At 45.4% G+C, this 15,603-nt stretch carries 11 protein-coding genes and 2 pseudogenes; 10 read left to right on the top strand and 3 right to left on the bottom strand.

Annotation, left to right across the window (positions count from 1 at the left end; translation table 11 throughout):
• Window positions 1–120: 120 nt before the first annotated feature.
• Window positions 121–480, top strand: a complete 360-nt coding sequence (locus M4D81_RS29745) for a hypothetical protein (protein WP_260069107.1) — start codon at window positions 121–123, stop codon at window positions 478–480.
• Between the two features lie 547 nt (window positions 481–1,027).
• Window positions 1,028–1,573, top strand: a complete 546-nt coding sequence (locus M4D81_RS29740; protein ID WP_260069106.1) for a dihydrofolate reductase family protein — start codon at window positions 1,028–1,030, stop codon at window positions 1,571–1,573.
• Window positions 1,574–2,048: 475 nt separating this feature from the next.
• Here M4D81_RS29740 and M4D81_RS34910 read toward each other — a convergent pair whose 3' ends face one another.
• Window positions 2,049–2,375: a response regulator gene (locus M4D81_RS34910; RefSeq protein ID WP_397376793.1), complete on the bottom strand. Its 327-nt coding sequence runs from the start codon at window positions 2,373–2,375 to the stop codon at window positions 2,049–2,051.
• An 876-nt stretch (window positions 2,376–3,251) separates the two neighbouring features.
• Here M4D81_RS34910 and M4D81_RS29735 point away from each other — a divergent pair.
• From M4D81_RS29735 to M4D81_RS29730, 3 genes and pseudogenes are all read left to right on the top strand, one after another.
• Window positions 3,252–3,686, top strand: coding sequence for a YciI family protein (locus M4D81_RS29735; protein ID WP_260069105.1), 435 nt, complete (start codon window positions 3,252–3,254; stop codon window positions 3,684–3,686).
• 68 nt (window positions 3,687–3,754) lie between these two features.
• A pseudogene (locus M4D81_RS34905) lies at window positions 3,755–4,139 on the top strand (DUF6596 domain-containing protein); the annotation flags it as partial.
• 51 nt (window positions 4,140–4,190) lie between these two features.
• Complete coding sequence (locus M4D81_RS29730) at window positions 4,191–4,799, top strand: dihydrofolate reductase family protein (protein WP_260069104.1); 609 nt, start codon at window positions 4,191–4,193, stop codon at window positions 4,797–4,799.
• 952 nt (window positions 4,800–5,751) lie between these two features.
• On the opposite strand, the gene M4D81_RS29725 is transcribed toward M4D81_RS29730, so the two are convergent.
• Entirely contained in the window at window positions 5,752–6,348 is a 597-nt protein-coding gene (locus tag M4D81_RS29725) for a TetR/AcrR family transcriptional regulator (protein ID WP_260069103.1), read from the bottom strand.
• A 74-nt stretch (window positions 6,349–6,422) separates the two neighbouring features.
• Window positions 6,423–7,889, bottom strand: a complete 1,467-nt coding sequence (locus M4D81_RS29720) for an FAD-dependent oxidoreductase (RefSeq protein WP_260069102.1) — start codon at window positions 7,887–7,889, stop codon at window positions 6,423–6,425.
• 453 nt (window positions 7,890–8,342) lie between these two features.
• Here M4D81_RS29720 and M4D81_RS34995 point away from each other — a divergent pair.
• The 5 genes and pseudogenes from M4D81_RS34995 to M4D81_RS29690 form a co-directional block, all read left to right on the top strand.
• Window positions 8,343–9,135, top strand: a pseudogene (locus tag M4D81_RS34995) (IS30 family transposase); the annotation flags it as partial.
• Window positions 9,136–9,461: 326 nt separating this feature from the next.
• Window positions 9,462–11,768: a helix-turn-helix domain-containing protein gene (locus M4D81_RS29705; protein WP_260069099.1), complete on the top strand. Its 2,307-nt coding sequence runs from the start codon at window positions 9,462–9,464 to the stop codon at window positions 11,766–11,768.
• A 272-nt stretch (window positions 11,769–12,040) separates the two neighbouring features.
• A complete protein-coding gene (locus M4D81_RS29700) occupies window positions 12,041–13,048 on the top strand; it encodes an ABC transporter permease (protein ID WP_260069098.1) in 1,008 nt (335 codons plus the stop codon).
• Window positions 13,049–13,930, top strand: coding sequence for a carbohydrate ABC transporter permease (locus tag M4D81_RS29695; RefSeq protein ID WP_260069097.1), 882 nt, complete (start codon window positions 13,049–13,051; stop codon window positions 13,928–13,930). It begins immediately after the preceding gene.
• A gap of 57 nt (window positions 13,931–13,987) precedes the next feature.
• Window positions 13,988–15,502 carry an extracellular solute-binding protein gene (locus tag M4D81_RS29690; protein WP_260069096.1) on the top strand — a complete coding sequence of 505 codons (1,515 nt, stop codon included), beginning with the start codon at window positions 13,988–13,990 and terminating at the stop codon, window positions 15,500–15,502.
• Window positions 15,503–15,603 lie beyond the last annotated feature (101 nt).

The following is a 15,603-nucleotide window of genomic DNA, read 5'->3' as shown; positions in this document are numbered from 1 at the left end:
AGTTTCCAACTAGCATTGATAGCACAGACAGAACTACGGCTTGGAATGGATTCAAATGAAAATAATGTGGATGCCAATGTTATTTGCATTGGCATCTTTGCTTAAAGGGAGATTTGGTTTATGATTCTATTACTATTTTTATTTGGAATAATAAGTATTACTGTTACATGGCTAGCTACACGTCTATCCTTAATAAATATTGAAACCTCTAGAAATAACGCGAGTTCATACTATCCAGGAGATTTAACATCACAAGATAAGATAGGATTATTAATTTCTCCTACGATAGCTCTTTTGATTGTCCTAGCTGTATTACTTCTGATATTTAACTTTCTACTAAAAGACAAAACGAAAACCAAAAAGTTCAATAAAGTAGCTGTGGTTATTGTAGCAATCTTAATATTAATTTTAATTGTGGTAAATTATATATATCTATTTGTCGATTATCCGAATAATATTAATTCGGGTCCATTTATTTAAGTTTAATAAAATATTTTATAAACTGTTGACTTGTTGAAGAGTATCCACACTAATTGGGGTAATACCAGCGTTGCTGTCACCAGGGGCAAAGTAGGAGGTAAATATTGTATATCACTAAACCTCATTAAAGGGGTAATTCCAGGGTAGATCACGTGGATAAAAATCAAAGAACACTCTATCTCAGGAGTGTTCTTTTTTTGATTTAGCTGTTATCCACTTACAAAAGATTCTGTGGTCAATAATGCCCCTGAAGTATCTGATCCTATTCCTGCCAGGTCACTGGTTTGTCGAGTATGCCGGAGACTACTAACTGTGCTGCGCTAGCTGCATTCGTGCTGGCGGTGCTCCACGGTATGGCTGTTCAAGCCAAAGCCGGCTTCAGTCGCGACATGCTAGAGTCTGTTGCTGAGGAAGTGCTCTCCACCTGGCCTGCCGGCAGTTCCACACTTTCTGGAAAGTCATCCTAAACTCCCTGGTAAATGTCAGCATTACTCGCGCTATCGTACAATCAGACAGCGGATAGTATTGAAAAAAAAGGAGAATGAAAATGAGAAAAGTAGTTGTATCTGAGTTTGTATCGCTGGATGGCGTCATGGAGAATCCGCAGTGGACGATCCAATTCCGTAGTGAGGAAACAAAGCAATTCAAGTTCGATGAACTGAAAGCAAGCGACGCTCTTCTGCTTGGACGCGAAACGTATGTTAATTTTGCAGCGGCTTGGCCTCTTTTGATCGAGAAGGAAGGGGAATATGGCCGGATGATGAACGGTTACCCCAAGCACGTGATTTCAACAACTCTGGAAAAAGTGGAATGGAACAATTCTTCGCTGATCAAGGGCAATATCACAGAGGAAATATCCAAGCTGAAGCAGCAGCCTGGTAAGGATATCTTGGTATATGGCAGCTGCGCGCTCGTTCAAACGCTGATGCAGCTTGACCTCATCGACGAATATCGGCTCATGGTTTTCCCAGTTGTGCTTGGAAACGGAAAACGTCTCTTTGGAGAAGAGATCGATAAGAAAGTGCTGGAACTGGCGGAAACAAAGACATTCGGTTCAGGTGTCGTTGTTCTGACTTATCTTCCGGCAAGATAAGATTGATCAGGAAAACAACTACTTGCTTGCGGGAAAACCGTCTTTCGGCAACATGGCGTGATGCTGACGGACTGAAAACTAATTACCAGTCTAAAAAATGAAGTTTAAAACCCGTTGGATGGATAACTCCAACGGGTTTTAATTTTTTGTTAAAACGATGATGGAAGAAATTCTAAAAGGAAAAAGGGCAAGTTACGGCAAAGGGTACAAGTCTTGTCTTTAACGTTAGAGTGCACAAAACTGTCTGATGACACAAAAGTGTCTACAATTATTAGTTCAAGAAAGCATGATTAATCAGGCTTTTTATTTTTCTGTTGTCATAATTGTGTCATTATAAAATGCACAAAAGTGACCACATTGTAGGATTATGACATAAACGTTGCTACATTGTAGGTTAGCTTCGGAACGTATACAATTTCTTTGTAATACCAACGTAGCTGGCACCCAATTGGGGTTGGCAGCAATTTGATGGAGCTCATTCGAGTAGCGAAGGCTGGATATTTTTGTCCAGTGTAATAAGGAGTTGTTTGATTTTATGGAAGGATATAGGCTTTTCGATGTAATCGATCATACCTAGCGCTAAGCAATGGTTCTTTTCACTCACAGATGTATTCGCACTCACAGCAATAATATATGGGGCTGGTGCAACTGATTCGAAGATTTTTTCTGTTGCCTTCATTCCGCCCATGAGCGGCATTTGAATATCCATAAAAATGAGCTGATACGACTTCGCTTGAGTCGCTTTAAGGGCTTCCTGGCCGCTTGTCGCTAAATCAACGTCATAGCCAAGTTTCTGTAGGATTTAAAACAATACGACTCGATTGATTTCATGATCATCTACCACCAGTATATTCATTTAAGAATTCCTTTCTGCAGAATGATCAAAGAAAGACTGAAATAGCTTTCCATGCCCCTTCGCTGGGAGTCAGATAAATAAAAGAGATTCAATTAATTATTTACCATCAAAGAAGGGGGATGAATCGGGAATTGGCTTAACGCGGTGTAATGATTGCTGCTGCAAGAGACACGGAGTCTACGTTCGGACAACAGTTAGATGGCATTAGATGATCTTGGAGATAGAGGAGGAAGTTAACATACCGGAATGTTGTGAGTTATCAATGCCAGGAATCACTTATGCCGCTGCAGAGGCAGTTGGTATCGGAACACCTGCCCAAGAAAATTAATTAAGGAGCACACTCATCGGTCATAAACTCATCATTAACTTGTGTGCTATTTGAGGACAAGAAGATACACACATAAGAAGTCGCGGAATACGCATTTTTTTTATTTTAACGATGTAAGTACTTGGCCCCTTGCTAACTGTGGGTATGATCTTTGGTTTATTTTATACCCGAGCAGAGGGTGAAGGTGACATAACGGAAGTTGGAAATTATTTGGAAAGCAATTTATCTGAAGAGGATTTAGATAACTATAAACTCAATGTATACCAATATTCTTCAGATCCATTGGGATTTCGCGATAATGTAAGAAGAAATTTAGATTTGGATTTAGAAGTATTTAAACATTATCTTAGAGATTCGCGCGCTTTTTCCGAAATTTTTTTTAATCGCTGTCGATCCAATCAAGATTAGTTCGTTCGTATAAATAGAAGCTGATTACCCAAACGCTCTTTACATCGGAATACGAAGCTTCTCAATAAAATAGGAGGTAAACAATTATGAGATTTATGATCATTGTCAAGGCTACAACAGATTCAGAAGAGAGGGTTATGCCGAGTGAGGAGCTTTATGGTGCCATGCAAAAGTACCACGAAGAATTGGCGAAAGCCGGTGTTTTGCTCGATAGGGCCGGACTGCAGCCAAGTTCAAGCGGAATTCGGATTTCCTATCCGGTACCTGGAGGGAAACCGAAAGTCATTGATGGTCCGTTTACGGAGGCAAAAGAATTAATCGCGGGATATACGCTAATTGAGGTCAAATCGAAAGAAGAAGCAATAGAATGGGCTCATCGTTATCCGGATCCCCATGGATTTGGACAAGGGGAGATTGAGCTCAGGCCGTTATATGAAGCGGAGGATCTTACGATTAATCCAGAATTGCTGGAAAAAGATGCAGAACTTGACAAGCAGATAGGGGAGCAGAAAAAAGCGTGAGTTTGATCGATACACATCGAACCATTGATGCAATATGGAGAATGGAGTCGGCAAATCTAATTACGAGTTTAACCCGAATGCTACGGGACGTCGGTGTTGCAGAGGATCTTGCCCACGATGCTTTGGTAATTGCCCTAGAACGATTGGTTGCCTTAATGGAGATTCAATCTTCTCGTCTTAAAACTCGGGTTAGCGCTACAGGTGAATTCATACTTTGATGGACCAAAATCGGGCAAAGTGGGATATATTGCTGATCCGTCGTGGATTAGCCGCATTTAAACGCAGCCAGGACTCGGTCCATACGCGTTGCAGGCTGCAATTTTTCTGCTTGTCATGCGGACTAATACTGCAGCTGAGACCGATTGGATCCGTATTTCTGCCATTTATGAAGCACTGTCCAGGGTAACCCCATCGCCGATCGTCGTATTATACCAGGCGGTTGCCATATCAATGGTATTATGAATTTATCCAATTCTAAAATCCAATTAGAAAGGACGATTGTTAATGCGTAAAATCATTCTATTCATTCACAGTACTTTTAATGGAGTTGTCACTGGCGACCCACGCGAGGACAAAACTAACTACATGGTTTGGACAACTGACGCCGCCATGGGGTCTGAGTATCTATTAAATAGGTTCGATACAGCTGATACCATTTTGCTTGGCCGCGGAACCTACGAAGACCTCTCTAGAAAGTGGCCGTATATTAAAGAATGGCCAATAAACGTAAGCGATGTAGGTTCACGCCTGGGTGAAAAGATAAACAACGCCCACAAACTAGTTGTAACCGGCAACCATCCCCTCGACGAGCTAAAATGGGGAGTTTTTGAAGCTCCAAAACAATTGACCGGCAGTAATATAGAAGAGCAAATTAAGGATCTAAAACAAGGTAACGGCGGCGATATTATTATTTTCGGTAGTCCAACGCTCGTGAGATCACTTGCAAACGCAAATCTTATTGACGAATATCAGGTACTCGTGCACCCGGTGGTGGTCAACGTAGGCGAGCATTTATTTGACAATCTTAAGGAGCGGAAGGACTTCCATCTCGTGGACGTCAAAATACTTACAGATGGTTCCCTCTTGGTAACCTACGAACCTGCCAAAGCTTAGCTCAACCGACAGATGAAAAAAGTAACTGGACAACTAAAAACCAAAAGCTCCTGAACAATTTGAATTTATCTAAGTCTAGAAAGCTGGATCTTGTGAAAGCTGAAATGGGAGAATTACATTATCAAACATTTGAGTTCATAACCACAGGTTGTAAAAAAGATATTTTAGTCTTAGACAAAAAATCGGTTATTTTCTTTCTATCGTAATGGGCATCAGTTAGATCCTTATGGTGTAAGACAGAAGCTAATTCGTAGATTAGGGAACACAGAAGCCAGAATGTTTATATATTTCTCCAACCAAGAATTTCGTAGTTAAAAATATGTACCTGGCTATCGAATTACACCTGAGTATGTAAAGGGACATCAGGAAAATGCAACATACATAGGAAGATCTATTGGAAGGTTTTTTTAAGACAACTCCATATGGAATCCAAAAATTTGAATGGACCCGCAATCATTGCAGGAGATTTTAATATGGAAATGGACGATCCATGGATACTAATTTCGAATGCATCCGATCATTACCCTGTCATTACAGAACTTATCTGGATATAATGAAACCAGCTTTTTATTATTTTGTTAAAAATAGGATTGAGCCAATAACGACCACGCTATGGAGCAATCAGTAACACCGCAAAAAGAGCTCAGTTGGCACTTTGCCACTGGGCTCTTTTTCTCGTTTAGTGAATGTATAATCATTTCTTAACGGCTATACTCTTTATTGAGTACAATTCTCCCCATTGGACGTCGCTTATCTCCGTAAGGAGAGTTAAAGTGGAACTACGCTGGCTAAGTCTGAAGTGGGCTTTTAGTCATGAGGAATAGTGTACTCTTCCGTATATTACTAAATGTCTCTACAATAAGAGTGTTTCGAGAAATAAACGGATATCAATCTGGCATATTGGTTAAGGATGGATTTGATTTAATTACCACTTTATTTTACTGCATAACACCTAAAAGGGGGTAATTAACCGCAGTAACATATCCACCTTCGGAATTCGGTAGTCATCAATCCCGTTCGAATTGATGACCATGATACCAGAAAGGATTGACAGATAACTAGCGATAAGCTCTCTGGGATCACCTTCTACCAATTCTTCGATTTGCTGACCTTCTTGAAATAAAGGAAGCAGTACATCAATAAAACTATCCATCGAATACTGTTCAAGAAGCTGCTTCACCTTCTCAGGCACACCGTCTGACGTACGCGCTTGGTGGATAAGCATAAAGTATGGAGCACCGTTTTCGTCGAGGATTTCCTTTGTCAACGCCCTGATTTTTTCGACCGGTGTACCTGGCAGTTCATATACGCTTCGTATGGCCGCCTCTGTTTCAGCCATTGCCTCTTCAACGAGCGACACGAACAATTCGTCTTTCGATTTGAAATAATGATACAGCAGTCCTTTGCTGATGCCTGCGGTTTCCGCTATCATGCTCATCTTTGCATTTATGATACCTTTACGGGCAAAAACCTGGATGGCCGCCGCATTAATTTGCTCTTTTCGTTCATCGCGTATTCGATGCAATTGATCGTCGTTTAATGTTGCCAATATTGAGCGCTCCTCTGTAAGTCAATATAGTTATTTAACAGTATATCAAAAAGATCTTTATAATCGCTATTGCTTTACTGCTCATACGGCGTTTCCGAGAATCGCGGTAGCATCTCTTCCAAAATCGCCTCGACGGGTCGTTCGTCTTCCACCTTAATCATAGAGAGTAGGCGCATGCCTTCATTCGAAGAGGACAGTACTTGGACCGCCGTCTGTGGGTTGAAGATATGACGGGGTGATATAGATAACGTATTCACAGCCCAGTAGAGCCCATAAAGATGCCAATCAGGCTTGCTTGTAGCTTGCTTGAGAAAATGCTCCATATATTCCCGGCTGAAGGCATTCCCCAAGCTCGAATCCGTACCTTTATATTCGACGCCTTCCCACCGTAGATCAGCCGTACAGTTCAGCCAGAAGGCCGGCTCAATTGCTTCTTTAATTCGACGAAGCACGCCTTGCTCCCAATCAAACCGGTCCTCCCCACGTCGCTCTAACAAACAAGCCCCCAGTATTTCGGCCGCCATCGCAACCACGGTCATACCTTGGCCGAAGATGGGATCGTAGATACAGTAAGCATCTCCCAAAACTAGTAAGCCTGAAGGCCAACGGGACATCTGTTCGTAACGATGGCAGTACAACTCTGGAACACGGAACCCTCTGGGAGAGGTGATCGGATCAAAGTCGTGTACGATTTCCGATATGATCGGACTTGGAAGTTGCTCCAAGGCCAGTTCGAATTCGGCTGCATCCGTTGGAGGGTATTTCCCTCCTGGACGGTAAAGCAACACTTCGGCAGTCTGGTTTTCGATAAAGGAGAATACGCCCGTGTAAGTGCCGCTGTCAGGCTGACCCTGGAGATTGATGACATCCCATTTATCAATCAAATGAGTCAAATGAGAAGGCACTTTATAACGTCGGGTACTGTACCCAAGGGAAACTTTCAGCAGATCTGGTTCGGGAACCTCGTAATTCAAATCCTTAAGCCATCCCGAAAGTTTCGAGGAACGTCCGCTCGTATCAATAACCAGATCTGCTGTCAGGGCTTCCTCGTGCTTGGATTGTTCGCGACCTCTAACTTGAACGCCAGTAACAGCTGTCCGATCAGGGGTCGTTAACAGCCCGATCACATTGTGCTTGGATAGGAAGCGCACGTTTGGAATAGCCTTAACTCGTTGGCGGATGACCCACTCCAGAACAGCCCGACTGAATTTAAGATCGTTTCGGTCATACTTCATTTTTAAACTCCCGTGCTGGTTCATGAAATAAACCTCTTTGTTCAGAGAAGAAGGGGTACCTTGCTCCACTAAGTCTTGCTCAAATCCCGGAAAGAGCCGTTCAGTGATCGTTTTCCCACGCGTGGTGAAGCGATGCGGATGAAATGCCTGTGGAGTCCCAGAACGGACGTCTGGCCTTGATGGAAATTCATCTTTCTCAACAATTAGTACCTCGTCGTAATGATCGGAGAGTACACGTGCAGTCATTAATCCTCCCATACCTCCACCAATGACGATGGCCATACCTTTATTAAAATAGGTTGTCATGATATCCCACTCCTAATTTTAGACCGACCGAGTCGGTCAACATTTGTTGTTATTATATGGCTGCCCTTGTTTCGTTGTCAACAGTTTTTTATACGGTGGTTGGAATTCTTAGTTCCGATTGGTTCGATAATTGTTGCCCTGAGCATTGTGTTGTTTATGATTAATGTGATGAACAATGTACGACGGACACTGAGCTCATTATGGATAATATGTCGGGGTGGGAGCAAGCCTCTCCCCCTTTCTATGTTGTTTACGAAGACGGCAAATGTATATTAAGTTGGAATATATTTTGGCGGTCGACAAGAACATGATTCTTCGTAAGTCGGATGATATATGGCTTCGTATTATTAGGTCAGCCAGAGATTTCTGGTTGGCCTATTTTTGTAGCCATTATACGATGGTGGTAGCTGGGAGAACGAGGGTGGCTTAGGGACTCAGATCCCGTCAAATACGGCACAGACGGCTCAAGCAGCTTATCAGGAGCGGAGGACAGCCTCTGCCCCAACAGGAAAGTACACTCCAGAACTGGCTGAAGAGATCGAAGAGAAGTTGCAACTAACCTGTCTCCTGAGCAGATTGCGGAAAAGTTCAGTGCTCAGGGGAAATATCGGATTTGCTTAAAGACGATCTACAACTGGATTTATGCAGGACGTCTAACAGCCGGAGAAGTTCATGTCTTACACCATAAAGGAAAGCGTCGTAAATCCACAGAAACGCGCGGACGTTTCCGGGTCGGCAAGCCTATTCGCTAAAGACCTTGGGCATTGGGAACTGGATACGGTGGTGTCCAGTCGTGGCAAAAGCAAAGCCTGCGCAGCCACCTTTGTGGAACGCAAAACTCGGATGAATATCGCCAGCAAAATGCCAGATCGCACGGCTCACCCTAAGGAAGTGGCATTCGGTGTTCTAGCGAGTCAGTATCCCAACATAGCCTTTCAGACGGCAACCGCAGACCCGGGGAAAAGAGTTCGCTTGCATTGCCAACTTGGAAATACTTACACGAAGTACAGGTGTACTTCGCAGACCCTTATTCGTCCTGGCAGCGCGCTCCAATGATAACGGCAATGGCCTTCTTTGGGGGGGGGGGGCCAAAAAGGTCATGAACTTTGCTGATGTGACGGAAGAGGTATTAGCCCACGCTGTAAGCCTTATCATTAACCCGCCCCCTAAATATCTGGGCTGGAAGTCTGCTCACGAAGCCTTCATGGAAGAGCTGTCGCACTTAGTTTTACAATCCATCACATAAAAAATAAGTTGTCGAATTATGTGGACTCATTGCTATAATAGCTTTATATGCAACTAAAGTTGGAGTAACCGGACGCGTGATGGACACACGATTCAGCCGATACAAGACAGGCAGAGAACCTGTTAGCATACTGCTTTCACAAGCTTCGGCAATGCGGTGCTGAGAGGGTCTTTTTAAGCGAGCGTCCGTATGGAAACGCCTTCCCCATGACTGTCATGTATTTGAACAACCTCATGAATGTCAGGCTGATCATCGAAGGCATCATCATGATGTAATTATAGAAATGACTATTCCATTGGAAGCTTAGATTGCGAGGAGCCTTTAACATGAAGATTAAAGATGATCATCAGATAACCCGGACCAGGTGGTTTATGAGCAAACCATCCTTCTACCGGAAAATGATATGGATTGCTTTGCTGTCATCGATTATTCCGGTTATGATTCTGGGGATATCCAGCTACGTCATGACAACGAAGATGGTGGAACGTGACGCCAGTCAGAATGTTTCGCAAATTTTGAGCTACACCTCACAGACGATCGACTCGGGACTTGATCGTATCCAGAACAATTTGATCCAGATGCAGATGGGGAGCTTCTTCACCTCCGATTTCAGAGAGCAGAAGAATAACAACTACGCGGGCTTCTATGCGAACGTATATCAAAATCTGGCGGCATTTAAAAACGGGAATCCCCAGATCAAGGATATTTCACTGTACACGCTCGACGAGAACTATTTTATATCGGCTACATACGGCGGGCACAAGGTGGTGGCTGAGGAACAAATCGAGGCGGCCCACCAGATGCTGAACAACAAACAGCAATTGTATTGGAAGGCCGGATTTTCGGTCAATGGGACAGACGCCAACGGCATAACGATTGTCAGTGCCGTTCCGCTGCATACAAATGACCCGATCGGTTTTATCCAGATTACGATGGACAACCGGATGTTTGAGGCTTTAGCCAAGCCCTTTGTCAAATATGCCAATGAGCGGATGTACGTGCTGAACGATAAGGGCGAGCTGGTCTTTCATATGAACGACGCCTCGGTACCGCCAGAGCTATACGAAATGATAACGATTACAAATACGAAGCATCATAAATTCACGTACCATTTGGAGGGGAAGGAATACCTCGTGACAACGAAGCTTTCCCCTGTGTACAATCTGCTGTACATCAACATGATTCCGACGGACGAGCTATACAGCAGCTCCCGTTGGATCGCCGGCATGACCCTCGTTCTGGTCGTCGCCGTTATCGTTGCAGGAATCGTCCTTGCATGGCTCGGAGCCAAAAGGGCCTATCGCCCGATCAAAAAGCTGGTGTATCAGGTCAGCGGCAGCCAAGCGGACGATATGGGCATGGATGAGATCAGCTATGTCAATCAGCGCTGGACCGAGATTAACAGCAAGGCGACGAAACTGGAAGGACAGCTGAATGAGCAGCTGCCCATTATCCGTGAAATTTTTGCCCTTCGCCTGATGGAGGGGCAGTTCAGCCATGACCGTCACGAGCAGCTGGTTGCGCTGCTGTGCAGATACAGCATCCCGGAGCTGCAGTCGGCGGTTGTCTTTATCATTGCCTGCGATCAGTTTGCGGAAGAGGCCAAATTCCAAGAGTCCGATAAGGATCTGATCCTGTTTATTATGAAGAATATAGCAGCCGAGCTGTTGGAGCAGCGTCAGCTTCAGGGCATTGTCATCAATGCGTTGAACGATCAGGTGGTCGTCTGGTGCTGGACCGAGGAGCCGGAGACGGCAGCGTGGGAAGGGACCTTGCGCGCGGCTGCGGAGGAGGTGCGTCAGCAAATTGCCCATTATCTTCATTCACCTGTGACCGTTGGTTTGAGCAGAAGGGCGGACCGGGTGGAGGAAGTCCCGGATTTATACCGTGAGGCCCAGCTTGCCATTCACTCACGGATGATCCATGGCGGCAACCAGATTATTGAGAGCAAGGGCCTGACCAACTCCTTGAACTACCGCTATCCGAGTGAGCTGGAGGCTCATTTCACCGATTCGCTTCAGGTCGGCAATTTTGACGAGGCGGAACGCATGCTGCAGGCATTTTCCGATAAAGTGCGGTCTGTGGTCCATAATCCGGAGCTGATTCTGATGTCCTATGACCAGCTGCTGTCAACGACGCTTCGGACCGCATATTTAATGGAGGTTGATTCCGAGCTTGTGCTTGGACGGCCTGCCGTGGATCTGTACAGCGAGATGAGAAGGTGCTCCACCATACAAGAGCTGGACGACTGGTTCAAGCATGAAATTGTAGAGCCGATCATTTTGTCGCTGAGCAATAAAAAGAACCAGGAGTACGAGCATTTGATTCAAAAAGTAACCCAGTACATTGCCGAGCACTACCATCTGGACATCTCATTGGACCAGTGTGCGCAGATTTGCAGTTTAAGCCCTCCGTACCTCAGCAAGCTGTTCAAAAAAGTGATGGATATTTCCTTCATTGAGTATTTGACACAAGTTCGGGTAGGCAAAGCGATGGAACTGCTCGTGACGACGGACCTGCTGGTGAATGAAATTGCCGAACGGGTCGGCTATAATCCTAAAAACTTCATTCGGGTGTTCAAAAAACAAACCGGGCTGCCCCCAGGCCAATATCGGGATATGCACAAAAAATAACGATGATGCTGCAAAGGACTTGCAAAAGACGGGAATGGCTGCACCTCCCCGTTTTTGCAAGTTTTTTTGCATAAAAGGGCAAGGCGCTTTTTTTAATTAGCCCCATACCGGAGAGTTAAATATTGAGCAGTAACATCCAGAAAAGGCTGATGTATCAAGGGATTCACAAAAATTGCTCGGGAAGGGATAACGTCAAAAGAATTGGTCATTGTCGGGCAGCTCACCGGCTTGCTAAGATGCAGACATGAAACGACAAACGCAAGTGAAGCTTCATGAACATGCAGGAGGTGGTGGTTACCTTGTCGCAATCCAATATCCAACAATCGACTTTGGCATCTGGTAGTGAGAGGGAACAAAAAGGAAAAAAGGCATCAAAGCTGGAACGATTTAAAGTCGTGTTCGCCCGGGAGAAATATTTGTATTTGCTTGCACTGCCGGGATTGCTCTTTTTCCTTATATTTAAGTATTTTCCGATTTGGGGACTGGCGCTCGCCTTCCAAAACTATTCTCCATATTTGGGGTTTTGGGACAGTGAATGGGTCGGTCTGAAACATTTCATTGATTTCTTTACGAATCCGGACTTTTTGCTTCTATTCCGAAATACGATGGCAATCAGCCTGATGAACATTTTCTTCTTCTTCCCGATTCCGATCGTGCTGTCGTTGCTCATCAATGAAGTGCGGAGCCTGAAGTTTAAGAAGTCGATACAGACCATTGTTTACTTACCCCATTTCTTGTCATGGGTTATCATTGCGGGGATTTGTTTTATTATCCTTGGCCATGACGGTATAATCAACGAGATTATTGTGTCGTTTGGTGGTAAGTCAATCGGATTTTTGACTGAGCCAAACTATTTCTGGGGCCTGCTCACGGCTCAGAGCATCTGGAAGGAAGCCGGCTGGGGCACCATCATCTTCCTGGCAGCGCTCGCAGGGATCAACCAAGATCTGTATGAGGCGGCCCAAATTGATGGAGCCAACCGCTGGAAGCAGATGATTAACATCACATTGCCGGGGATCAAAAGCACGATTATCGTCCTGCTGATTCTGAGACTTGGGCAGGTCATGGAAGTCGGGTTTGAGCAAGTGTACCTGATGATGAGCTCGCCGGTTTCTCACGTAGCGGATGTATTCGATACGTATGTGTACCGGACAGGGATTCAGAACGGACGGTTCAGTTATGCAACAGTAGTAGGTATATTCAAATCGGTTGTCGGTCTCCTGCTTGTTGTGATGGCCAATCGCCTGGCTAAAAAATTCGGCGAGGAGGGTCTTTACTAAATGCAGAAAACCTTTGGATATAAATTCACCAACGCAGTCATCTATACGGTATTGGCGATTGTCGGTTTAGTTACCTTGCTCCCATTCCTATATGTCGTGATTGTCTCGTTTACCGATCCGACGGAATATTTGAGCAAATCACTGATTATTATTCCGGAAAAATGGAGCATCAGCTCCTACAAGTACATTTTGTCGACGGAGATGTTCTTGCGTTCCCTGGGCGTCAGTGCTTTTCTGGCTATCGTGGGTTCGGCTCTCAGTATCATCGTTACGAGTGCGCTCTCCTATGCGCTGTCACGCAAACGGTTTTTCGGGAAGAAGTTTTTCCTACTGGCCATTCTGATGACGATGCTGTTCAACCCCGGCATGATTCCGAACTTCTTGCTGGTGGAGAGCATGGGGCTGATTGATTCGATCTGGTCCCTCATTCTGCCGGCCATCACCAGTGCCTGGTATGTGTTCCTGATGAAGAACTTTTATCAGGAGCTGCCGGACGAGCTGGAGGAAGCGGCAAAAATCGACGGCTCGAACGATATCGGGGTGTTCTTCAGAATTATGTTTCCGATCTCGCTGCCGGCCATCGCAGCTTTCGGCCTGTTCTTTGCCGTCGGCTTCTGGAACACATATTTTAACGGGGTCCTGTACATTAACTCTGAGGAGCTTCGTCCGATGCAGGTCGTGCTCCAGATGATGCTCATCTCCGCGTCCACCAACGTGGCCGATCCGTCCATTGCGGCGATCCTGCAAAGCGAGCAGATGCTTCCGCCGGAGACGATCAAGATGGCAGCCGTCGTAGTGGCATCATTGCCGATCATCATGGTTTATCCGTTCTTGCAGAAGTACTTTGTCAAGGGTATGCTGGTGGGTTCCGTGAAGGGTTAAACCTTCCGGAATCCCCCTTACTATAGCTTCATACTTATAAAGGGAGGGTCTTTACGAATGAAAAAACGAAGCTGGGTCACCATGTTATTTGCACTAACACTCACACTAACCCTGGTTGGTTGCTCCAAGGGGGGAGAGGCTACAGGCACTGCGGATACCGGAGCAGCTGGAGGCGACAAACCTGCGGAGATCACCATCGGCACGATGACCTACGGTGAATCGCCAAGCAATGATCTGGACAGCATCAAGCAGCTGAACGAGGAGCTGAACGTGAAGCTCGATATCGATTTCTATCCAATCAACAGCTACAAAGAAAAAGTTAATGCATTGCTGGCTTCCAAGAGCCTGCCGGACGTAATCTTAATTGAGGACATTAACGATCCTGCATTCTCTACGGCCACCGAGCAGGGAGCGTTCTGGGACCTGACACCATATATCAAGGACTATCCGAACCTGGCCGCTTACCCGGAAAATGCGTATGAAAATACGAAATTCCAGGGCAAAACCTACGGCATTCCACGTGTTCGCCCATTGGACGGCCATGAATCCCTCATCATTCGCGAGGATTGGCTGAAGCAGGTTGGCATGGAAGCTCCAACAACGATGGATGAGCTCTACAAAGTATTGGAAGCCTTTACAAAAAATGATCCGGACCAGAATGGACAGAACGACACCTATGGTCTTTCACAAGCAAGTGTAAGCTCTTACCTGATGTCGATGTTCGGTGCAGGAACAACATGGAAAGAGCAGGCTGACGGTTCGCTTCTTCCATACTGGATGACAGAGGAAGCCAAAACGGCACTTGAGTTCTGGAACAAAGCTTACGTGGACGGCTTGATCTCGCCGGACCTGCCAGTCATGAAGTCCAGCCAGGTTAAAGAAATGCTGATCCAGGGCAAAGCGGGCATGGCGATTGCCAACGTCAATGAAGCGTTTATGTTTGGCCAGGAATTGAAGAAGGTCAACGCGAAAGCCGAGTTGAAAGCATACGAAATTCCGAGCGCTCCGGACGGCAACAAATATTATGAGCAAGCGTACGGCTCTTATGGCGTATTCCTGATCAGTAAATTGACGGTTGATGAAGCGAAGCTGAAGAAAATTCTTGAGGTTTACGACAAAACCGCTTCTGTAGACGGCTACAATCTGGTTACTTACGGCGTCAAGGACGTGGACTACACGATTTCTGAGGACGGCTCCATCGTACAGACCGAAGAAGGCAAAAACAAAGCATACGGAACGGCTACGACTGCACAATGGATCTCCGGCTATTTCAACAAGTATCAGCGTGCGGAAGCACCGGATATGCCGGCTGACGTGAAGGATTACAACTACAAGCTGATCGATGCCATGACCAATTCCTCCGTGGCTAACCCTGCTGCAGGCTTGCCTGTGACTCAGGCTTGGATGGAAAAGGGCGGCGACTGGCAGAAAAAATTCGTGGATATGTTCACGAACGTGCTGATCGGCAAATCCAGCATGGCGGATTGGGATAGCTTCATTAACGGTTTGAAAGCAGATGTAAGCTTCCAGCAGCATCTGAAAGATACAACAGACAGCTACAAAGCCAAGTAAAGAAATAACGATCTGAAGCACCCCGGCAAATTCGAATAGCACGCTCGAGTTTGCCGGGTTTTTTTATTATACCGCTCGAGGAGGAGATCAAGTGGAAACAA

Origin of the sequence: Paenibacillus sp. p3-SID867, from assembly GCF_025142895.1 — a bacterium.
In the GTDB taxonomy this organism is placed as follows: domain Bacteria; phylum Bacillota; class Bacilli; order Paenibacillales; family Paenibacillaceae; genus Paenibacillus_AQ.
Note: the sequence above shows the minus strand (reverse complement) of the source record. Positions and strands in the feature narration are given on the sequence as shown.

Coding starts and splice junctions, on each gene's coding strand:
- M4D81_RS29745 (WP_260069107.1), top strand. CDS start 121: ATGATTCTATTACTATTTTTATTTGGAATAATAAGTATTACTGTTACA.
- M4D81_RS29740 (WP_260069106.1), top strand. CDS start 1,028: ATGAGAAAAGTAGTTGTATCTGAGTTTGTATCGCTGGATGGCGTCATG.
- M4D81_RS29735 (WP_260069105.1), top strand. CDS start 3,252: ATGAGATTTATGATCATTGTCAAGGCTACAACAGATTCAGAAGAGAGG.
- M4D81_RS29730 (WP_260069104.1), top strand. CDS start 4,191: ATGCGTAAAATCATTCTATTCATTCACAGTACTTTTAATGGAGTTGTC.
- M4D81_RS29720 (WP_260069102.1), bottom strand. CDS start 7,889: ATGACAACCTATTTTAATAAAGGTATGGCCATCGTCATTGGTGGAGGT.
- M4D81_RS29705 (WP_260069099.1), top strand. CDS start 9,462: ATGAAGATTAAAGATGATCATCAGATAACCCGGACCAGGTGGTTTATG.
- M4D81_RS29700 (WP_260069098.1), top strand. CDS start 12,041: ATGAACATGCAGGAGGTGGTGGTTACCTTGTCGCAATCCAATATCCAA.
- M4D81_RS29695 (WP_260069097.1), top strand. CDS start 13,049: ATGCAGAAAACCTTTGGATATAAATTCACCAACGCAGTCATCTATACG.
- M4D81_RS29690 (WP_260069096.1), top strand. CDS start 13,988: ATGAAAAAACGAAGCTGGGTCACCATGTTATTTGCACTAACACTCACA.